The organism is Streptomyces canus, from assembly GCF_030816965.1.
Lineage (GTDB): Bacteria > Actinomycetota > Actinomycetes > Streptomycetales > Streptomycetaceae > Streptomyces > Streptomyces canus_E.
Genome location: NZ_JAUSYQ010000002.1, coordinates 3,861,139 through 3,881,483 on the forward strand (window position 1 = coordinate 3,861,139; position 20,345 = coordinate 3,881,483).

The following is a 20,345-nucleotide window of genomic DNA, read 5'->3' on the forward strand; positions in this document are numbered from 1 at the left end:
CGTTGACCATGTCCATACCAATCACGCGCCCTGTTCGCCACGCCCCGCGCAGAACGCCACCGTCAAGTCCTTCACCAGCGCCTTGCGTTCGTAGTCGTCCAGTTCCACCAGGCCCCGCATGGTCAGCCGGGTCACGGTGTCCTCCACCGAGTCCACGACCGAGGTGAGCATGGTGGCCCGGTGCTGGGCGTCCAGCGCGGCGATGCGGCGGCGGTGCATCGCCGCGGCGACCTCGGGGGCGTACTCGACGCGCAGCGGCTGGACCGAGAAGACCTCGACGCCGACGGGCGCGGTCTCCGCGGCCACCAGCCGGGTCAGCGCCTCCCCCGCCGCGTCGACCGAGCCGCGGCCGGAGCCCGGCGCCTCCACCGGGACCCGGGCGAGCGCGGCCTCCACGCACTCGCGCAGAAACCTCTCGTGGTCGTCGACGCCCAGCGTGGCCCGCGCGGTGTCCCGCACCCGCCACACCACGAGGACGACGACCCGCAGCGCGACCCCGCTCGCGTCGGCGGCCGGCATCGGCTCGCCGCGCCAGTGCCGCAGCCGCACGTCGACCCGGCGGCGCAGCAGCAGCGGGTTGACCCACATCAGGCCGGTGCGCCGGACGGTCCCCCGGTAGCGGCCGAACATCCCGAGCACCCAGGCGCGCCCGGTACGACCGCAGGCCAGTCCGCCGAAACCGAACAGGCCGAGGGCACCGGCTCCCGCGTACGCCGCCCACTGCGCCGGGCCGAGGCCCGCGCCCGCGAACTCCGGGATCCTGAGAGCCTTCAAGGCGAGCGGCGGCAGCAGCCCCGCCCACCATGAGGTGACCGCGCACCCGGCCAGTCCGCAGGCGCCGGCGAGAACGCCCGCCGAGCCCGGCAGCACCCGCGCGGGGCGCTCGGCCAGCCCGGGGTCGACGTCGGGGGCGGGACGCGGGGTGGCCTGGCCGGTTCTGCGCAGGCGGGGCTGCTCCCCGGTGCCCTGCCGGCGTGCCACCACCGCGGGCCTCAGCGGGACCGACACCGGGTCCGGGTCGTCGCGGAAGAGCAGATGGACGGGGATCTCGGTGGTCGCCTCGTTCTGGATGAGCCGGGCGGGCCGTGACGGCCCCTCGGACTCGGGGGTGTGTGAAGTGGTCGCGCTCATGGGTGCCTCCAGCCTCCGCGCCAGATGCGTCACAACAGGTGATGACCGCCAGGTGATGACGAGCCAGGTGATGACGAGATGACGCGCCGGGTGATGACGCGTCGGGTGACTACGAGAAGAGCCGCCGCCAGGTCTCCGGCCCCGGATAGCCGTCCGCCGCGCCGCCCCGCCAGCCCTGGGCACGCTGGAAGGCCTCGACGCCCCGCCGGTCCGGCTCGCCCCAGCGCGGTCCCGGCCTGGTCGTGTAGTACTTGCCGAACCCTTTTTTCACCAGCTGTCTGCCGAGCTGGGTGACGTACTTGTTGGTCGCCCCGGGGCGGAACATCGCACGCCCCGGGTAACCGGGAACGCCGTGCGAGGAAGGCGCCTGCAGACCCGCCGCCCTCGTCCGACCGCCCGCCTCGATGTCCTTGCCGCCGCCCGTCACCAGCAGCGTCCAGGTCCGCGCCCTGGGCAGCCCGTCCGCGTCCTTGCCCCGCCACCCCTGCGCCTGCTGGAACGCCTGGGTGGCCCTGCGGTCCGCGTCCGCCCAGCGGGGTCCGGGACCGGAGGTGTAGTAGCGCCCGGCGCCGCGTGCGACGAGCATCCGCCCGAGCTGGGTGACGTACTTGTTGTGGGCCCCGGGCCCGAAGTAGGCACTCCCCGGGTAGGGCGTCACGGCCGGTGAGCCCGGCTTGGCGTTGTCGGGCTCGGCGGGATCCGTCCCGGCGCCCGCGGTGCCGTCCGCGAGCCCCTTATACCGGTAGGCGACGTATCGGTCCGAGTTGCTCCAGTAGGCGTACGGGGTGGCCTGCTCGCGGGCGTGCGGGCGGGCCTCCTCGTAGGCGACGTAGTAGGTGCGCGTGTAGTCCGTCCAGCCGCCGAAGATGACAACGTGGGAGCCCTGCTCGGGGTTGTCCGTGTTGTGGAAGAGCAGGATGTCGCCGGGTTGCAGGTCGTCCTTGGCGATCTTGATCCCGTACTGGCCGAGGCTGCCGGTCCACTCGTTGCCCGGCAGGTTCCAGGCCATGGACACGAAGCCCGAGCAGTCCTGACGGTAGCCGTCGCTCCAGTACTCGGACATGCTGTACGGCACCTTCGCGGCGACCCACTGCTTGGCCCGTCTGATGATGTCGGCGCGGGTGATGGTCGTCGCCTTGACGACCGCCGGCCTGCCGCGGGGGTCGTCCAGCGGAGCCTTGCCGCCCTGCGGGGTGTCGGGCTCGTCACCCGCGGGAACGCCGGGAACGCCGGGGCGGGCGGGATCTTGGGGGGCGGCGAAGGCCGGGGCCGCGTGGACCGCGCCGAAGGCGGTGGAGGCCGCGGCGGCCAGGATCACGACTCGGGTGGCGGCCGGGTGACCGCCGGTCGAACGTGGGAGAACGCGACGCCAGTGGACGCATCCAGGGCAGTCGCAGTCGCTCGCGGGATCGATTTCCTCGAATACCGGAGTCCCCATGCGACGCCCCTCACGCTCCAGGTAGATATGTCCGCAACTGTGCACATTCGTCAGTTTCTCAACTGTCGCCCGGACGCGCATGCTGACGGTCCGAACGATGTACCGGGGTCCGGAGCACCCTCCCGCTTCCGGTAGAGTTCTGCAGGTCAGCAGGCGCCGCTAGCTCAGTTGGTTAGAGCAGCTGACTCTTAATCAGCGGGTCCGGGGTTCGAGTCCCTGGCGGCGCACCGACGATGCCAGGCCCCCCACGAAAGCGGGGGGCCTGACATGCTTGGGCGAGTTGCCCCGGCACACCAGGGCGACCGGGGTTCGACAGGGGTGGCTGGGGGCCCGGGGGGTCATCCCCCGGGAAGACGCAGCATCAGCGGGTCCGGGGCTCGAGGCCCTGGCGGCGCACCGACATGGGAGGCCCCTCGCCTGGGCGAGGGGCCTTCTTGTATGACAGGCGCCACATTGATCGCGTATGACCGGTAAACACCGCGTTTCGCATCTTGCGATCATGATGAGCACCGTAGAACCCTGGTTTTTCAAGATGCTGCGGATACGCGGCAGTTGGGGGGCAAGGATCCGGTTGCCGGTGTTGCGGGGAAAGGGGCCCCGCTTCGGAGGACGCCGAGGGGGGCGTCTGCAACCGGAAGGTCGCTGTTACCTGTCTAATGCTGTGAAGATTGTGGTGACTGCGGCCCACCACTGATACGTCTGTGAAGGTCGAGGGGGACCAGAGCAGGCGTAAGGAAACGACGACACGCGGCTCGTCCGCGTGTGGGGGGATGACTCATGACGTCGACGCCGACGGGCGCCCGGCAGAACTTCGACCCGTCCGACACCACTCAGCTCAGGCTGCCTTCGCATCGGACCGGCACACTGCGCCGGATAAAGAAGACGCTTCCGAAATACGACTACGAGCACTACAGCAGACTGGCCGGCCCCCTCACGCAGCCCGATCCGGGCCGGCCCTACAAGGTGCAGTACCGCTCGCTGATCTCGCAGGAACCGCACCGCATCCGGGTCGCCCTGATGCTCGCCGCGGCGCCGCTGCTCTCACTGGTCCTGCTGGCCTGGCTGCTGCAGCCCGAGCACTGGACCGAGCGGGAGTACCCGGCCTTCTCCTGGCTGCCGGCGCTGGACATCGTCATGCTGGTCTCGATCGGCCTGATCGAGTTCTTCCGCTGCATGAACGTCCTGTCCAACGCGCACGCCACCCTGGTCGCCCGCGACCCGATCCCGGTGGTGCCCGAAACCGGCACCAGAGTCGCCTTCCTCACCTCCTTCGTGCCCGGCAAGGAGCCGCTGGAGATGGTGACGAAGACACTGGAAGCCGCGGTGAAGATCCGCCACCGCGGCCTCATGCACGTCTGGCTCCTGGACGAGGGCGACGACCCCGCGGTCAAGGAGGTGTGCGCCCGGCTCGGCGTGCACCACTTCTCCCGCAAGGGCGTCGAGAAGTGGAACCGGCCCAAGGGCCCGCACCGCGCCAAGACCAAGCACGGCAACTACAACGCCTGGCTGGACGCGCACGGCGACCAGTACGACTACTTCGCCTCCGTGGACACCGACCACGTGCCGCTGCCCAACTACCTGGAGCGGATGCTCGGCTACTTCCGCGACCCGGACATCGGCTTCGTGATCGGCCCGCAGGTCTACGGCAACTACGACAACTTCGTCACCAAGGCCGCCGAGTCCCAGCAGTTCCTCTTCCACGCGCTGATCCAGCGCGCCGGCAACAAGTACGGCGCCCCGATGTTCGTGGGCACCTCCAACGCCGTACGGATCAAGGCGCTGAAGCAGATCGGCGGGCTGTACGACTCGATCACCGAGGACATGGCCACCGGCTTCGAGATCCACCGCGCCAAGAACCCCGCGACCGGCAGGAAGTGGCGCTCGGTCTACACCCCGGACGTGCTCGCGGTCGGTGAGGGCCCCAGCGCCTGGACCGACTTCTTCACCCAGCAGATGCGCTGGTCGCGCGGGACGTACGAGACGATCCTCAAGCAGTACTGGAAGGGCTGGTACTCGCTGCCGCCGAGCAAGCTCTTCAACTACACGATGATGATCATCTTCTACCCGATGTCCGCCCTCAACTGGATCCTCGCGGCCCTGAGCTGCGCGCTGTTCCTGGGCCTGGGCGCCTCGGGTGTGAACATCGACCCGACCGTGTGGCTGATGCTCTACGGCAACGCCTCCGCGCTCCAGATCGGCCTGTACATCTGGAACCGCCGCCACAACGTCTCCCCGCACGAGCCCGAGGGCTCCGGCGGTGTCGCGGGCATGGTGATGTCGGCGCTGTCCGCCCCGCTGTACGCGAAGGCGCTGGTCGACTCGCTGCTGCGGCGCAAGAGCAAGTTCGTGGTGACGCCCAAGGGCGACTCGGCCAGCCCCGACCGGTGGTTCGCGACCTTCCGCTACCACTGGTACTTCATCCTGATCTTCGGTGGCTCGATCGGTGCCGGTGTCGCCCTCGGGCACTCGCACCCCGCGATGATCATCTGGGCGACCTTCGCCATGCTGATCACCGCGACACCGATCTTCACCTGGCGGCACATGCTGCGACAGGCGAAGAAGAAACCCGCCGCGACCGCCGAGGAGCCCCAGGGGCCGGTGATTCCGGCTCAGATTCCGGCGCAGTACCAGCCGCAGCCGCTGCCTGCCCAGCAGGCCCCGGCCCCGCACGCCCCGGCCCACAAGCCGACCTGGGCCGCCGCCTCCAACCCGGGCACCGCAGGCGACGGGGGCAACGACCAGACCATGCAGATCGCCCTTGGTGGACTTGGGGGACGTAAGGAATGAACGACCGTGCAGGCCGCCGCCGCGCCCGTCGACTCGCGATCGGTACGGCGGTGGTGCTCGCGCTGGCCGGGATGAACGGCCCGTGGCTGTACCGCTTCGGGACGGAGAAATACCACCAGTACCAGATCAACAAGCCCGAGTACAAAGCCGAGAACGGCAAGTGGGAGATCGTCGACTTCCCCGAGAAGTACCGGCAGAACACCATCCACGCGGCGCTGCTGCGCACCGGGAAGGTGCTGCTGGTGGCGGGCTCGGGCAACAACCAGGACAACTTCGACGCGAAGAAGTTCGACACCCGGATCTGGGACCCGGTCAAGGGCACGATCAAGAAGGTGCCGACACCGAAGGACCTGTTCTGCACCGGGCACACCCAGCTCGCGAACGGCAATCTGCTGATCGCCGGTGGCACCAAGCGGTACGAGAAGCTCAAGGGTGACGTCACCAAGGCCGGCGGCCTGATGATCGTCCACAACGAGAACCCGGACCAGCCGATCACCTTGCCGGCGGGCACCAAGTTCACCGGCAAGGAGAACGGCAAGACCTTCGTCTCCAAGGACCCGGTCGTCGTGGAGCGGGCGACGAAGGTCTTCGACAAGAAGACCGGGAAGTTCCTGCGCAACGACCCCGGCCTCGGGCGTATCTACGTCGAGGCGCAGAAGAGCGGTGCCAAGTATCAGACGGGTACCCAGGACAACTACCGGATCCAGGGTCTGACCGGGGCCGATGCCCGTAACACCTACGGCATCGCGCAGAAGATCGCGCTCGACAAGAAGGACTTCCAGGGGATCCGGGACGCCTTCGAGTTCGACCCGGTCGCCGAGAAGTACATCAAGGTCGACCCGATGAAGGAGGCACGCTGGTATCCGACGCTCACGACCCTGAGCGACGGGAAGGTCCTCAGTGTCTCCGGGCTCGACGACATCGGGCAGCTGGTGCCGGGCAAGAACGAGGTCTTCGACCCGAAGACCAAGAAGTGGACGTACCTGCCGAAGGTCCGTCAGTTCCCGACGTACCCGGCGCTGTTCCTCATGCAGAACGGAAAGGTCTTCTACTCGGGGTCGAACGCGGGGTACGGGCCGGACAACGTGGGCCGGGTGCCGGGCATCTGGGACGTGGACACCAACAAGTTCACGAAGATCCCCGGGCTCAGCGACGCCAACGAGATGGAGACCTCCGGGACCGTACTGCTGCCGCCGGCACAGGACGAGAAGTTCATGGTGATCGGAGGCGGCGGGGTCGGCGAGTCCAAGCTGTCCAGCAACCGGACGCGGATCGTGGACATGAAGGCGGACAGCCCGAAGTTCGTGGACGGGCCGACGCTGGAGAAGGGGACGCGGTATCCGCAGGCGTCGATCCTTCCCGACGACAGCGTGCTGGTGTCCGGGGGGTCGGAGGACTATCGCGGACGCGGTGACTCCAACATCCTTCAGGCTCGGCTGTACCACCCCGACACCAACACGTTCGAGTCGGTGGCCGACCCTCTCGTGGGGCGCAACTACCACTCCGGGTCGCTGCTGTTGCCGGACGGGCGGGTGATGTTCTTCGGGTCGGACTCGCTGTACGGGGACAAGGCGAACACCAAGCCGGGTGTCTTTGAGCAGCGGATCGAGATCTATACGCCGCCCTATCTGTACCGGGATTCGCGGCCTTCGCTGTCCGGGGGGCCGCAGACGATCGCTCGGGGTGCCTCCGGGACGTTCACCTCTCCGCAGGCTTCTGTGATCAAGAAGGTGCGGTTGATGCGGCCCAGCGCTTCCACTCATGTGACCGATGTGGATCAGCGGTCCATCGAGCTGAAGTTCACGGTCTCCGGGGACAAGGTGAAGGTGACTGTGCCGGAGAACAAGAATCTGGTGCAGTCCGGGTGGTACATGCTGTTCGTCGATGACGATCAGGGGACGCCGTCCAAGGCACAGTGGGTTCGAGTGCCGTAATACCAAAAACGCTCCCGCACCTTTGCTTTTGGGTGCGGGAGCGTTTTTTTGGGCTGGTCGCGTCCCTAGGTGTCCGACCCTCGCGCCAGTTTCAACGCGTACTGAGGCCACCACTGACCCGCCTTCGGGCCGCCCTTGCACTCGCCGTCCGACTCTCCCGGGCGCTTGACCCACAGGTAGGCGTCCACCAGCGGGTCCGCCGTCTGTGTCGTCGGCGTCTCCCCCAGCGCTCTGCCCGGTGGGTTGCACCAGCGTTCGTTCTCGTCGCCGCCCTTGTACGGGCCGTTGCCGTTGCGGCTGGTGTCGATCACGAAGTGTTTGTTGCCCACCTTGGCGGAGAGCTGCTTGCCGTAGGCGATGGAGTCCTTGGTGGAGTAGAAGTTGGAGACGTTCACCGAGAAGCCGTCGGCCTTGGCGACGCCGGCCCACTTCAAGGGCTCGAAGATCTCGTCGGGGTGGCCCCAGCCCGCGTTGCCCGCGTCCAGGTAGACCTTCGTGTCCTTCAGGGACTTGAGCTTCTCGATGGCGCCGGTGAGCAGGTCGTAGCGTTCCTCGTGGAACTCCTCCTTGGTGCAGCCGTCGACCAGGTGCAGAACCGCGTCCGGTTCGAGGATCACCGTCGCCGAGCGGTCACCGATGCCCGCCGCCACACCGTCGATCCAGGTCCGGTAGGCGTTGCCGTCGGCGGCGCCGCCCTGGGAGTACTGGCCGCAGTCGCGGTGCGGGATGTTGTAGAGGACCAGAAGGGCCGTACGGCCGGCCTTGTCCGCGGCCTCGGTGAAGCCGCGTGCCTCCTGCTCCGGGTTCTCCGGACCGATCCACTCGCCGGTCGGCTGCTGGGCGATCTTGCGGATCTGTTCGGCCTCGTCGTCCTTGCCGCTCTTCACATACGCCGCGACCTGCTTGGCCGCGTTGCCGTCCGGGTTGACCCAGAACGGGTCGGCCTCCTTGGGCTGCTGGGTGATTCCGGCACCGACCTTGTCGCCTTCGCCCCCTTTGTCTCCTTCTCCCGAGGACGAACACGCGGCGAGCAGCAGTGCCGCCCCCAGCACCGCCGCGGAAACCCGTGCGCGGGTCGCCCTCCTGGCCCCCCTGCTGACGTACATCCAATTCCCCCCTGGGTGCACCGTGGAAAGTCTCAATCGTGACACACCCGTCGCGCCGCCCACGAGGTCGCCGAAGCCTTGTCCACGAGCCGTTACACCGTTCCTAGGGGCTGAGCGGGAGTGATTCCTGTTGCCAGGGTTCATGCTCAGCCGAACGCCCCGAACGGTGTTGGGCGTTCTGGTCGCCCGCTTTCGCTCCGCGGTCCGGCGGCACGCATCGTGTGCGTGGTCCGGGAAGGGGAGGGCGGGGTCCCTCGCGCCCGGGGGCACGCCGGTCGGCCTGGACGGTCCGATGCCCGTGCACATCGCTCTGGTGTGCACGGGGCGGTGTCGTCCGTCGCCGGATCGGGTGTCCCCGAGCCACGAGCACGGTACTTGGCGTCCATCGGCCTCTAGGCCCGGGCGCTCGTACGTTCTAGAGTCGCCTCATACGGACACGGCCCCAGCCCCCTGGCCGCAGTCAGCACCCACCGTGCCTCCCAGGCCTCCCGCGCCGTCGTCGGGTTACTCCCGCAGCCCGAGCGTGCGTGGTCGAGGACCAGCCCGGTCGGCGACTTCGGGGGAGCGGGTCGCCGACCGGGCCAGGTGCTGCCTCCCGGGTTCTACAGGCCCGTCCCCGTCAGATACGCCGAGACGATCACGTTCGCCGTGTAGCTGCGGGTCGCCCGGTCGAAGGTGCCGCCGCAGGTGATCAGGCGCAGTTCGGCGCGGCCCGACTCGCGGGGGCCGTAGGCCTGGCGGGCGTCGAAGCTCTCACGGCTGACGACCCGTACGTCGTCGACGGTGAACTCGGCGACCCTGCCGTCGTCGCGGATCACCCGGACCGTCTCGCCCGGCTTCAGGGTGCTGATCCGGTAGAACACCGCGGGCCGGGTCTCGGTGTCGACGTGTCCCACCATCAGCGCGGTCCCGGCGGCCCCCGGTTTCGCGCCGGCCGCGTACCAGCCGACGATTCCGGGCCGGCCGAAGGGCGGCGGGTCGAGGGCGCCCTTCGCGTCCAGTCCGCGGGTCACCACGGGCGCCTGGACCCCGAGGTCCGGGATATCGAGGCGCTGCGGCCGTGCTCCCTTCAAGGGCCTTGCGGCGGGCGGCAGTTCGACGGCCCCGGGCAGGCGCCCGACCGCGGCCACGTCACCGGTGGTCGGCGCGGACATGCCGTGCCGTACGTCGGTCACCTCGCGGCCCCACAGCCACAGCCCGAGCAGCAGCACCGCCCAGGTCACGCCGGCCAGCAGCCGTCCGGTCCCGGAGACGTGTTCGCGGTGGGCGGGGCCGCCTTCCGGGTCGGAGAAACGGTCGGACATCTGCGGTCAGCCCGTCTCCCGACTCCGGCGGCTGCGGCGCAGCACTACGGCGACCGCCGCGACCCCGGCGAGCACCAGGCCGGTCACGGCCTGCCCGGTGCCGGGTCCGGTGGGTTGGGGCTCCATGGCGGAGAGGTGGGTGGCGGTCCAGCCGCCGCCCGCGTTCACCGGGGCGACAGGGGTCGCGAGGGCGTTCGCGGAGGCGGTGGCGCCCTTTGCCGTTACGACCGTGATGCGGCCCTTCACCTGGAAGTCGGCGCAGGTGATCTCCACGTCGTAGGGGCCCGGTTCGATCGAGGAGCGGACGCGGGTCTCGCCGGCGAGGCTGCCGTCGGCCCCCGTCAGCCGGGCGTCCGCGACGAACGCGGCCGAGGCGGCGGTGGCCGTCTTCCCCGCGCAGCCGGTCACCCGCAGCGTGAGGTCGGCGCCGGCGGCCGGGGAGGAGGGAGTCACCGAGACGCTGCCGCCGTCCGCCGCCTGCGCGGCCGGGGCGAAGGCGGCGACAGCCAGAACAACGGTACAGAGAGTGAGGCGTACTGAACCCATCGTGAACCTCCAGATACCTGGAGGGTCTCCCGGGAGGCCCGGGTCCGCATCCCGGAGGAGGTGCCGTGTGCTCCGTTCGGGTCCGCCTCAGATCCGGTCGACGAGGTCCGCGATGGAGTCCACGACCTTCGAGGGCCGGTACGGGAAGGCCTCGACCTGCTCGGGGCGGGTCAGGCCGGTGAGCACCAGGAAGGTCTGCATGCCGGCCTCCATGCCGGCCAGGACGTCGGTGTCCATGCGGTCGCCGATCATCGCGCTGGTCTCGGAGTGCGCGCCGATGGTGTTGAGTCCGGTGCGCATCATCAGCGGGTTGGGCTTGCCCGCGAAGTACGGCTGCTTGCCGGTCGCCTTGGTGATCAGGGCGGCGACGGCGCCGGTGGCCGGCAGCGCGCCCTCCGCGGAGGGGCCGGTCTCGTCGGGGTTGGTGCAGATGAAACGGGCGCCGTCGTTGATGAGCCGGACCGCCTTGGTCATGGCCTCGAAGGAGTAGGTGCGGGTCTCCCCGAGAACGACGTAGTCGGGCTCGTGGTCGGTGAGGATGTAGCCGATGTCGTGCAGCGCTGTGGTCAGACCCGCCTCGCCGATGACGTACGCCGTGCCCTCGGGCCGCTGGTCGTCCAGGAACTGGGCGGTGGCCAGGGCGGAGGTCCAGATGTTCTCGATCGGAACGTCCAGGCCCATGCGGCGCAGGCGGGCGTGCAGGTCGCGCGGGGTGTAGATGGAGTTGTTGGTCAGCACCAGGAAGGGCTTGCCGGACTCGCGGAGCTTCTTCAGGAAGGCGTCGGCGCCGGGGATCGGCACGCCCTCGTGGATGAGCACACCGTCCATGTCGGTGAGCCACGAATCGATGGGCTTGCGGTCTGCCATGTGCGGGGTCTCCTGCCGTACGCGTGTACGCCGTGCTGCGTCGGCCCCAGCCTAGACAGTGGCCGGATCTTGGGGGAATGGCCAGTTCGGGACAGGTCTCGGAAGGTTCGGGGTCAACGGCGGCCGCGGGCTCGCAGGATCGCGCCCACCGTGACCAGGAGGAGGGAGACGGCCGCGAGGGCGGCGGCCACGCCGGGGCCGGTGCTGGCGAGTTCCTCGACCGCGTCCGTGAAGGGGAGGCCTTCCGGGGTGGCCGGGTCGGGGTGCGGGCTCGAGCTCGGGCTCGGGCTCGGATCGGTGTCGATGCCGGCGCCAGTGCTGGTGCCGGTGCCGGTGCCGATGCCGAAGCGGTAGTCGTTGGACTGCCCCACCCAGTCGCCGTCATCACCGTGCCGCTGGACGACGGCCGCGTTGACGGTGACCTCGTTCGGCACGGCGTCCGGGGTGAGCGCGAGCCGGACCTTCACGGTGACGGTCTTTCCGGGGCCGACGGTGAACCCGGCTCCTCCGAAAGCCCCGACGAGTTCGTCCTCGTCGGTGCTCTCGAAGCGGACGGCGCGGGTGCGGGGGCCGTCGTAGAACTCCAGGCGGGGCTGGGAGGGCTTCAGGACGTGTCGCTCGTCGACGAGGACGACGACGGGGTGGACTGCTGCGCAGGTGCGCCGGGTCGTGTTGGTGAGGTCCAGGTACCAGATGCTGTAGCCGCCACCGGCCTCATAGACGGCGGGACCGCCGTGGATGCGGGTGGTGAGGGGGAAGACGCGGCCGGTGGGGGCGCAGGAGTCACCGACGCGGACCACGGGGGTGGGAGTGGCGGGGGCCCGGAAGGCCGCCGCCGGGGGTGCGGGGAACAGGGCGGCTGCCGCCGCGAGGCCGAGGAGGGCTGGCGTATAGGCGTGCACATACCGTCGCATGAACACATGACCCTGTCGGGCGCGGGCGGCCGGCCGGGGATGCCGCTCCGTGAGGTCCCGGAAGTCCCCTCGATCAGCGGACGTCAGGCGTCGGCTCGTCCGAACAGCGGGCCCAGCACGAGCTGCGCCGCCCCGTCGGCGACCTCGCCGGGCGCGGCTCGTACGGGGACCGGCTCCTCGCCTGCGCGCCGGGCGCGTTCGTCGAGGACGGCCGCGACCCCTCGGAGGAACGCGTCCGGGGCGGTGGCGATGGTACGGCCGCCCAGCAGGACCACGTCGATGTCGAGCAGGGCGACGAGGTTGCCGGTCGCGATGCCGAGGACCCGTGCCGCTTCGGCGAGGTTGCCGCGGGCCACCGCCGCCAGGCACAGCGCCTCGACGCAGCCCCTGTCACCGCATCCGCAGGGCGGCCCGTCGAGCTGGACGACCTGGTGTCCGAACTCCCCTGCCCCGGTCCGCGCACCCCGGTGCACGGCCCCGTCGATGACGAGCCCGGCGCCGAGGCCCGTACCGAGATGCAGATACGCGAACGACCCGCGCTCCCCCGCGACCGCGAGCCCCAGCGCGGCCGCGTTGGTGTCCTTGTCGACGACCACGGGCACCCCGAGCCGCCGCGCGAGCGCGTCCCGCAGCGGAAAGCCGTCCCACTCGGGGAAGCCGGTGACGCGGTGCAGCACACCCCGGCTGTGGTCGAGGGGACCGGGAAGGGCGACGCCGACACCGAGGAGGGCGGGGAGGAACTCGGCGGGGAGCTCCGGGGTACCGGTGGATGACCGCGTGTCCGCACCGGCCGCCCCCACCTCACCCGGACCCTGAACCCCCTCCACCGACGCCGACCCACCGCCCGGCAACCCCGCGGCGCCGGTGGATGCACCCGTGTCCTGCCCAGCGGCCCCCGTCCCGTCCCCTGCCCGCACCCCCTTCGCCAGCGCCTCCACCTGCCCCGCGACCACCGCCACGACAGCCTCCGCCCCCGCGCCCAGGTCCAGCGCGGCGCAGCGCTCGGCCACCACCGTTCCCGCCAGGTCCACCAGCACGGCCCGCAGTGCGTCCCGGTCCAGGTGGACGCCCACCGCGTGGCCCGCGCCCGGCACCAGTCGCAGTACCGTCCGCCGCTTGCCGCCCGTCGAGGCGCGGTGTCCCGCCTCCACCGCGAGGCCCTCCTCCCGGAGCCGGGCGGTGATCTTGCTGACGGCCTGGGGGGTGAGGCCCGTGCGGTCGGCGAGTTCCAGCCGGCTGATTCCCTCTGCGCCCGCGCCCCGCAGCAGGTCGAGCACGAGCGCGGTGTTGTGGCTGCGCAGGGCCAGGAGGTTGGCGCCGCCGTTCGTCCTGTTCACGTCTGCCATTCTCCGCCACGCTTGCACTTTGGCAACAGCGTTGCCAAAGTGGGAGGCATGACTGCTGCTGACCTCCGCGTGGGCCTCGTCGGCTACGGCCTCGCGGGCTCCGTCTTCCACGCCCCGCTGATCGCCGCCACCGAGGGCCTCACCCTCGACACGGTGGTCACCTCGAACCCCGAGCGGCAGGAACAGGCCCGCGCCGAGTTCCCGGACGTGCGTACGGTCGCGGGCGCCGACGAGCTGTTCGCCCGCGCCGCCGACCTGGACCTCATCGTCATCGCGTCGCCCAACAAGACGCACGTCCCGCTCGCCACCACCGCCCTGAAGGCGGGCCTGCCGGTCGTGGTCGACAAGCCGATCGCAGGTACGGCGGCCGAGGCGCGGGAGCTGGCGGCGCTGGCCGAGGAGCGCGGCGTGCTCCTCTCCGTCTTCCAGAACCGGCGCTGGGACAACGACTTCCTGACCCTCCGCAAGCTCCTCGACGAGGGCGAACTGGGCGACGTATGGCGCTTCGAGTCCCGTTTCGAGCGGTGGCGGCCGCAGCCCAAGGGCGGCTGGCGCGAGTCCGGCGACCCCGCAGAGGTCGGAGGTCTTCTCTACGACCTCGGCAGCCACGTCGTCGACCAGGCCCTGACCCTGTTCGGACCCGCCGCCTCCGTGTACGCGGAGGCGGACGTCCGCCGCCCGGGCGCCGAGGTCGACGACGACACGTTCATCGCGATCACCCACGCGAGCGGCGTCCGCTCCCACCTCTACGTCTCCGCCACCACCGCCCAACTCGGCCCCCGTTTCCGGGTGCTGGGCTCCAAGGCGGGCTATGTGAAGTACGGCCTCGACCCGCAGGAGGCCGCGCTGCGGGAGGGCGAGCGCCCCAACGCGGCGGCCGGCTGGGGCCGGGAGCCGGAGTCGCTGTGGGGCCGGCTCGGCTCGGGCGAGTCCCCCGTGACGGGCGGCGGCAGCCCCGTCCCCACCCTTTCCGGCGACTACCCCGCTTACTATGCGGCCGTGGCCAGGGCCCTTACCGGCGCCGGCACCAACCCGGTGCCCGCACTGGAGGCGGCCGCCGCCCTCGACGTACTGGAGGCGGCGCGCCGTTCGGCCCACGACGGAGTGGCGGTGGAGCTGTGACGCACAACACCGAGCTGACCCCGAAGTTCCATCCGGAACTGACCCCGCCCCTTGAGGAGCTCGAGGCGCAGGAACGCCGCCTGGTCTTCCGGCAGTTCACGTACGACGACGCGTGGGCGCTGGGATCCCTGCTGGTCGAGCTGGCCCGGGAGCGGCAGGCGCCGGTGGCCATCGACATCCACCGCGGCGGCCAGCAGCTCTTCCACGCCGCCCTGCCGGGCTCCACCCCGGACAACGACGCCTGGATCGACCGCAAGCGCCGGGTCGTGGAGCGCTACGGCTCCGCCTCCTACCTGGTCGGTGCCCGCTTCCGCGCCAAGGGCAGCACCTTCGAGGAGTCCTCGCGGCTGGACCCGGACGAGTACGCGGCCCACGGCGGCTCCTTCCCCATCACGGTGGAGGGCGTGGGCGTCGTCGGCACGGTGACGGTCTCGGGCCTGCCCCAGCTCCAGGACCACCGTTTCGTGGTCGAGGTGCTGGAGGAGTTCCTGAGCAAGGACCGATAGTCCGGGACAGGAATTATCGCCGGGGCCTCCCACGTTGGCACCTGCCATGAAGGAGACCATCGGAAAGTACGGCATCTGGAACGGCGGCGGCCTGCGTTCGGAGGACCCGTCCCAGCGGGGCGAACGCGCCGAGGCCGCCGCCGAGTTGGCGGAACTCGGGTTCGGCGCGATCTGGCTGGGCGGCAGCAGTTCGGCCGCCAACGCCGCCCCGCTGCTCGAGGCGACCTCCCGGATCGCCGTCGGCACCAGCATCCAGAGCATCTGGGACCACGAACCGGAGTCCGCCGCCGCGAGCTTCACCGACCTGAACGCCGCCCACCCCGGCCGTTTCGTCCTGGGCCTGGGCGTCAGCCACGCCAAGCTCGCCGACCAGTACCGGCGCCCGTACTCGGCCCTGGTGGCCTACCTGGACGCCCTGGACGAGGCGGGAGTCCCTGCCGAAAGCCGCGTGCTGGCCGCGCTGGGCCCCAAAACCATCGCGCTGGCCCGGGACCGCGCGGCCGGCTCGATCCCGTATCTGATCACCGCGGAGCAGACGGCACGGTCCCGCGAACTGCTGGGCGAGGCACCCCTGTTGGCACCGGAGCTGAAGGTCGTCCTCGAATCCGACCCCACCAAGGCCCGCAGCGTGGCCCGCGACTACCTCGCCATCTACCTGGGCCTGCCCAACTACACCAACAACTTCCTCCGCAACGGCTTCACGGAGGACGACCTGAAGGACGGCGGCAGCGACCGCCTGGTCGACGCGGTCTACGCCTGGGGCACGGACGAGAAGATCCGCGCCCGTATCGACGAGTTCATCGAGGCGGGCGCGGACCATGTGGCCCTGCAGATCGTGGACGGAGGCCCGCGCTACGACCTCCCGAGGCAGGCCTGGCGCAGGCTGGCGTCGCTACTGGGGTGACTGGACCCACCCAGGGGCGCGGGACTGTGTCCATGTGCGGCTCCGCCGCGTGGGCGCGACAGGCCGCAGACGGCCCGCGGTCGCCGGACAACGCGCAGTCCCCGGCTCTCCCAGCGGAGCGCCTACGCGTCCTTGAACTCCTGGCGCTGACGCCCGAGCCCCGAGATCTCCAGTTCCACCACATCCCCGGACCGGAGATAGGGCTTGGGCTCGGGCTCCCCCATCGCGACCCCGGCCGGTGTGCCGGTGTTGATGACGTCTCCGGGGTACAGGGTCATGAACTGGCTGACGTACCGCACCACTTCACCGACCGGGAAGATCTGCTCGGCGGTCGTGCCGTTCTGCTTCTGCTCTCCGTTGACCCACAGCTTCAGGGACAGATTCTGCGGATCGGGAACCTCGTCCGCGGTCACCAGCCAGGGCCCCAGGGGATTGAAGGTCTCGCAGTTCTTCCCCTTGTCCCACGTCCCCCCGCGCTCGATCTGGAACTCCCGCTCGGACACGTCGTGCGCCACCGCGTACCCGGCGACATGGGCGAGCCCCTCCGCCGCGGACTCCAGGTAGCGGGCCGTACGCCCGATGACGACCGCCAGCTCGACCTCCCAGTCGGTCTTCACCGACCGCCGGGGCACCAGCACCGTGTCGTAAGGGCCCACCACCGTGTCCGCGGCCTTGAAGAAGATCACCGGCTCGGCGGGCGGCTCGGCCCCCGTCTCGCGCGCGTGGTCGTGATAGTTGAGCCCGATGCAGACGATCTTCCCGATCCGGGCGATCGGCGGCCCGACGCGCAGCCCCGTGGCGTCCAGCGCCGGCAGTTCCCCGGCCTCCGCGGCCGAACGGACCCGGCCGAGTGCCGCGTCGTCGGCGAGCAGCGTCCCGTCGATGTCGTCCACGACACCGGACAGGTCCCGCAGGACCCCGTCGGCGTCGAGCAGCGCGGGCGTCTCCGTTCCCGCCGTACCGACTCGCAGCAGCTTCATGATCACTATCTCCCTCGATTGCGGGGCGCCAGCCGACGGGTGCAGCCATCGGATGACTGGTCGATCCTCCAAGCTGAGTGTCCAGTCCGCAATACCTGGTTCACGGACTGGACCGGTCAGCGGTAGAGGGCCGCCCTCTCGACCGCGGCCCACGTCGAACTGGTCACCACATACAGCGCTGCCGCCAGGGGCACCACGGCCACGGTGAAGAGGGTGAAGAAGGACATGAACGGCATCACCTTGCTCATCGCGCCCGCCCCGGGCACCGGCTGCCCGTCCGTCACCGGCATGACCGGGTTCGCGGCCATCATCCGCTTCGTGCGGCGGTAGTTGAAGGTCGCCACCACGATCACGAACGCGAACAGGCAGACGTACACGAGCCCCGCTCCCTGGAACATCCCGCCGTCCCCGAGCGCGTCCGCCCAGCGCCCGCCGAGCGGTGCGGCGAACAGCTCGTGGCCGAGCAGTTCGTTGGCCTTCCCGCCGATCGTCGTGTTGGAGAAGAGGTGGTAGAGCAGGAAGAACGCCGGCATCTGGAACATCACGGGCAGGCAGCCGGTCAGCGGTGAGACCTTCTCCTCGGCGTGCAGTTCCAGCATCGCCTTCTGGAGCTTGTCGGGGTTGCCCTTGTGCTTCGTGCGCAGCTCGGCGATCTTCGGCTGGAGCCTGGTGCGGGCCTTCTGACCGCGGGCGGCGGCGCGGGACAGGGGGTGCACGAGCAGTCGTACGAAAGCGGTGAACAGGACGATCGCGGCGGCGGCCGCGGTGGCGCCGAACAGGGGGTGGAGCAGGTCGGCGAGATGCTGGACCAGATCAGCGAAGACGGACATGGGTGAGCCCTCCGGGGGGTCTCGTCGTGCCGGGAGTGGTGCGAGGCGGCATGACGACCCGCGCGGGGTGTCCTTACGAGAAGTGAGTCCCTACGCGACGGTCGCCGGGAGGGCGTGTCCGGGCGCTCGGGGGCGGGGGCGGCCCTTGGCGTCGGGGTCGCGTTGCGGGAGGAAGGCCGTGCGGCGGGCGCGGTCGCGGATGGCCGTACGGACCCGGGTGGGCGGTACGGCGGGCGCGCAGCGCGAGGCGATCAGCGAGCAGGCGGCGAAGGCGGAGCCGGCCGCGGCGGTCGCGGCGAGCGCGACGGCGGCGGAGAGGCTGCCGGTGTCGAGCAGGACGACGTCGAGGACGAGGAGCAGGAGCACGGCGGCGGGCCGCACGCCGGTCCAGCTGCGGATCACGGCACTCCCCCTCTCCCTGTTGTCGTTGTCGGTCCTCCCCCGGTTATACCTGATCGACCACGACGGGCTGCAAGAGCCTCTTCGGCTTGAGCAGGGCCCGGCTGACCGGATCCGCCGGGTGGGGATCGAGTCCGGGGCCCGGCAGCATCAGCACCTCCTCGACCGGTACGACCCTCGCGCAGGCGGGGCATTCGCCGTAGGAGCCGATCTCGGTGCCGCACTCGGTGTGCTGGAAGGTGCGCAGCACGGTCTTGCCGTAGTGCTCGCGGCCCCAGCGGCCGAGGGCGCGCAGGGCGGGCCACAGGGCGATGGCGCGGTCGGTGACGACGTACTCGTCGCGCGGCGGGGACTCCTGGTAGCGGCGCTTCTCGAGGATCCCCTCCTCGGTGAGCATCTGGAGGCGGGCGGCGAGGACCGCGCGCGGGATGCCGAGGTGGACGAGGAAGTCGTTGTAGCGCCGGACGCCGTAGAGGGCGTCGCGGACGACGAGGAGGGTCCAGCGTTCGCCGACGATCTCCAGCGCGCTGGCGATCGAGCATTGCTGTGTCGCGTAGTCCTTACCCAGTGCCATGGCGCCACTGTAACCATTTTCCGGCAGTAGGTTCAATGACCGAACCTACTCTGCTACGGTTCTCGGCATGACTAGGTTCAGTGAACGAACTCTCAGGGAGGCGAAGGTGTCGGCCGCCCCGGCCCCAGCGTCCCCGCGCCCTTCCGCGACCCTGGCCCTGACCAGCGCCGCCACCGCCGTGGCCCTGATGACGTACACGGCTCCGATGGTCACGCTCCCCGATGTCGCCGCCGACCTGCACACCCCGCTGTCCGCCCAGGCCTGGCTCCTGAACGGCACCCCGCTCGGCCTCGCCGCCCTCCTCCTGGTCGCCGGCAGCCTCGCCGACGACTACGGGCGCCGCCGGATCTTCGTCGCGGGCACCCTGGCGCTGGGCCTCACCACGGCCCTCGGCGCGCTGACCTCGTCCACCTGGCTGTTCACCCTGGCCCGCATCGCCCAGGGCGCGGCCAGCGCGGCGCTCCTCGCCAGCAGCCTCGGCCTGATCGTCCACGCGTTCCCTTCGCCGAGAGGGCGCCTGCACGCGACCGGGGTGTGGGGCGCGTTCGTGAGCGGCGGCATCGCGGTCGGCCCCCTGCTGAGCGGCGCGATGCCGAGCTGGCGGGTGTCCTACGGCGTTCTCGGCGCCGCGGCCGTGCTCGTGGCCGCCCTGTCCGCACGGCTCCTGACCGAGTCCCGGGCCCCGCGCGGCGGCCGCCCCGACCTCGCCGGAGCCGTGACCTTCGGGCTCGCCCTGGTCGCCCTGGTGGCAGCGCTGACACTGGGCCGGGACGGCTGGCTGCGGGCACCGGTCGCGCTGTTGCTGCTGGCGTTCGTGGTCCTGCTGGCCGGGTTCGTCGCGGTGGAGCGGCGCGCCCGGACCCCCATGATCGACCTGGGCCTGCTGCGCCACCGCCGGTTCCTCGCGTCCTCCTCCAGCGGCCTGTTCACGGGTCTCGCGGTGATCGGCCTGTTCAGCTTCCTCCCGGCCCTCCTCCAGCAGACGGTCGGCCTGTCCGCGATGGACACCGCCTGGCTCTTCCTCCTCTGGTCCGGCCTGTCCTTCGCGGTGGCCCTCCAGGTCCGGCGCCTCGCGGGCCGGGTGCCGCCGCGATGGCAGCTAGCGATCGGCTTCCTGCTGCACGCGGCGGGCGTCCTGACCATGCTGGGCTCGCTGGACGCCGGTTCCTGGGTACGGCTGCTCCCCGGTCTCGTGGTGGCCGGCATCGGCAGCGGCCTGCTGAACGCGGCACTCCCGCTGCTCGCGGTGGAGTCCGTCCCGGCCGCCCGGGCGGCGATGGGATCGGGCGCCCAGCAGACCTTCCGCTACATCGGTTCATGTGCCGGAGTCGCCCTGACGATCGCGATCGCCACGTCCTCCGGCGGCGGCCTCGCCCACGGCGCGGACATCGCCATGCTGGTGTCGGCTGTGCTGGCGCTGGTGGCGGCGGGGAGCGTGGTGGCGCTGCGGGAGCAGTGAGCCCCCTCAACGCGACCACCCCGCTGCTCGCCGTGCAGTCCTTCCCCGCCGCCCGGCCCGCGACGGGATCGGGCGGCGGGGAGACCTTCCGCCACATCGGCCCGCGTGCCGGAGTCGCCCTGACGATCGCGATCGCCACGTCCTCCGGCGGCGGCCTCGCCCACGGCGCGGACATCGCGATGCGCGAGTGCTGAGCCC

The 20,345-nt window shown here is 70.7% G+C and carries 19 protein-coding genes, 1 tRNA gene and 1 pseudogene; 8 read left to right on the forward strand and 13 right to left on the reverse strand.

Features of this window, described 5'->3' with window-relative positions:
- Positions 1-21 precede the first annotated feature (21 nt).
- Complete coding sequence (locus QF027_RS18530; protein ID WP_307075715.1) at positions 22-1,131, reverse strand: SPFH domain-containing protein; 1,110 nt, start codon at positions 1,129-1,131, stop codon at positions 22-24.
- Positions 1,132-1,240: 109 nt separating this feature from the next.
- Positions 1,241-2,569 (reverse strand): peptidoglycan-binding protein, encoded by a 1,329-nt coding sequence (locus QF027_RS18535; RefSeq protein WP_307075717.1) that lies wholly within the window; start codon positions 2,567-2,569, stop codon positions 1,241-1,243.
- A 153-nt stretch (positions 2,570-2,722) separates the two neighbouring features.
- Here QF027_RS18535 and QF027_RS18540 point away from each other — a divergent pair.
- The 3 genes from QF027_RS18540 (at position 2,723) to QF027_RS18550 (ending at position 7,290) form a co-directional block, all read left to right on the forward strand.
- Positions 2,723-2,796 (forward strand) — tRNA-Lys (locus tag QF027_RS18540).
- 550 nt (positions 2,797-3,346) lie between these two features.
- Positions 3,347-5,356 (forward strand): glycosyltransferase family 2 protein, encoded by a 2,010-nt coding sequence (locus QF027_RS18545; RefSeq protein ID WP_307075719.1) that lies wholly within the window; start codon positions 3,347-3,349, stop codon positions 5,354-5,356.
- Positions 5,353-7,290: a kelch motif-containing protein gene (locus tag QF027_RS18550; RefSeq protein ID WP_306980792.1), complete on the forward strand. Its 1,938-nt coding sequence runs from the start codon at positions 5,353-5,355 to the stop codon at positions 7,288-7,290. Before QF027_RS18545 ends, QF027_RS18550 begins: the two co-directional genes overlap by 4 nt.
- Positions 7,291-7,355: 65 nt before the next feature.
- Here the strand turns inward: QF027_RS18550 and QF027_RS18555 are convergent, their stop codons facing one another.
- The 7 genes and pseudogenes from QF027_RS18555 to QF027_RS18585 form a co-directional block, all read right to left on the reverse strand.
- A complete protein-coding gene (locus tag QF027_RS18555; RefSeq protein WP_307075721.1) occupies positions 7,356-8,396 on the reverse strand; it encodes a glycoside hydrolase family 6 protein in 1,041 nt (346 codons plus the stop codon).
- A gap of 103 nt (positions 8,397-8,499) precedes the next feature.
- A pseudogene (locus QF027_RS18560) lies at positions 8,500-8,757 on the reverse strand (IS200/IS605 family accessory protein TnpB-related protein); the annotation flags it as partial.
- 241 nt (positions 8,758-8,998) lie between these two features.
- Positions 8,999-9,700 carry a class F sortase gene (locus tag QF027_RS18565; RefSeq protein WP_307075723.1) on the reverse strand — a complete coding sequence of 234 codons (702 nt, stop codon included), beginning with the start codon at positions 9,698-9,700 and terminating at the stop codon, positions 8,999-9,001.
- Positions 9,701-9,706: 6 nt separating this feature from the next.
- The gene (locus QF027_RS18570) at positions 9,707-10,246 is read right to left on the reverse strand and encodes a hypothetical protein (RefSeq protein ID WP_307075725.1); all 540 of its coding nucleotides are present in this window, start codon (positions 10,244-10,246) and stop codon (positions 9,707-9,709) included.
- Between the two features lie 87 nt (positions 10,247-10,333).
- Complete coding sequence (locus tag QF027_RS18575; RefSeq protein WP_280851281.1) at positions 10,334-11,113, reverse strand: HAD-IIA family hydrolase; 780 nt, start codon at positions 11,111-11,113, stop codon at positions 10,334-10,336.
- 113 nt (positions 11,114-11,226) lie between these two features.
- Positions 11,227-12,027: a hypothetical protein gene (locus QF027_RS18580; protein WP_307075728.1), complete on the reverse strand. Its 801-nt coding sequence runs from the start codon at positions 12,025-12,027 to the stop codon at positions 11,227-11,229.
- Between the two features lie 83 nt (positions 12,028-12,110).
- Positions 12,111-13,373, reverse strand: coding sequence for an ROK family protein (locus tag QF027_RS18585; RefSeq protein WP_373432417.1), 1,263 nt, complete (start codon positions 13,371-13,373; stop codon positions 12,111-12,113).
- Between the two features lie 48 nt (positions 13,374-13,421).
- Here QF027_RS18585 and QF027_RS18590 point away from each other — a divergent pair, with 48 nt between their 5' ends.
- From QF027_RS18590 to QF027_RS18600, 3 genes are read left to right on the forward strand one after another with little or no spacing between them, the layout of a single operon-like run.
- Positions 13,422-14,495, forward strand: coding sequence for a Gfo/Idh/MocA family protein (locus QF027_RS18590; protein WP_307075732.1), 1,074 nt, complete (start codon positions 13,422-13,424; stop codon positions 14,493-14,495).
- On the forward strand, positions 14,492-15,001 hold the full coding sequence (locus QF027_RS18595) for a heme-degrading domain-containing protein (protein WP_306980778.1): 510 nt from the start codon (positions 14,492-14,494) through the stop codon (positions 14,999-15,001). The genes QF027_RS18590 and QF027_RS18595 overlap by 4 nt, the downstream gene beginning before the upstream one ends.
- 46 nt (positions 15,002-15,047) lie before the next feature.
- Entirely contained in the window at positions 15,048-15,905 is an 858-nt protein-coding gene (locus QF027_RS18600; protein ID WP_307075733.1) for an LLM class F420-dependent oxidoreductase, read from the forward strand.
- Positions 15,906-16,027: 122 nt separating this feature from the next.
- Here the strand turns inward: QF027_RS18600 and QF027_RS18605 are convergent, their stop codons facing one another.
- From QF027_RS18605 to QF027_RS18620, 4 genes are all read right to left on the reverse strand, one after another.
- Positions 16,028-16,885: a fumarylacetoacetate hydrolase family protein gene (locus tag QF027_RS18605; protein WP_307075735.1), complete on the reverse strand. Its 858-nt coding sequence runs from the start codon at positions 16,883-16,885 to the stop codon at positions 16,028-16,030.
- 116 nt (positions 16,886-17,001) lie between these two features.
- Entirely contained in the window at positions 17,002-17,715 is a 714-nt protein-coding gene (locus QF027_RS18610) for a YidC/Oxa1 family membrane protein insertase (RefSeq protein WP_306980771.1), read from the reverse strand.
- A gap of 90 nt (positions 17,716-17,805) precedes the next feature.
- Positions 17,806-18,117, reverse strand: coding sequence for a DUF6412 domain-containing protein (locus QF027_RS18615; RefSeq protein ID WP_306980768.1), 312 nt, complete (start codon positions 18,115-18,117; stop codon positions 17,806-17,808).
- 43 nt (positions 18,118-18,160) lie between these two features.
- Positions 18,161-18,688 carry a winged helix-turn-helix transcriptional regulator gene (locus QF027_RS18620; protein WP_307075737.1) on the reverse strand — a complete coding sequence of 176 codons (528 nt, stop codon included), beginning with the start codon at positions 18,686-18,688 and terminating at the stop codon, positions 18,161-18,163.
- A 67-nt stretch (positions 18,689-18,755) separates the two neighbouring features.
- On the opposite strand from QF027_RS18620, the gene QF027_RS18625 reads away from it, so the two are divergent.
- Both QF027_RS18625 and QF027_RS18630 read left to right on the forward strand, forming a co-directional pair.
- Complete coding sequence (locus tag QF027_RS18625) at positions 18,756-20,147, forward strand: MFS transporter (RefSeq protein ID WP_307075739.1); 1,392 nt, start codon at positions 18,756-18,758, stop codon at positions 20,145-20,147.
- Positions 20,144-20,341, forward strand: coding sequence for a hypothetical protein (locus QF027_RS18630; protein ID WP_373432055.1), 198 nt, complete (start codon positions 20,144-20,146; stop codon positions 20,339-20,341). Before QF027_RS18625 ends, QF027_RS18630 begins: the two co-directional genes overlap by 4 nt.
- The last annotated feature ends 4 nt before the right edge of the window (positions 20,342-20,345 follow it).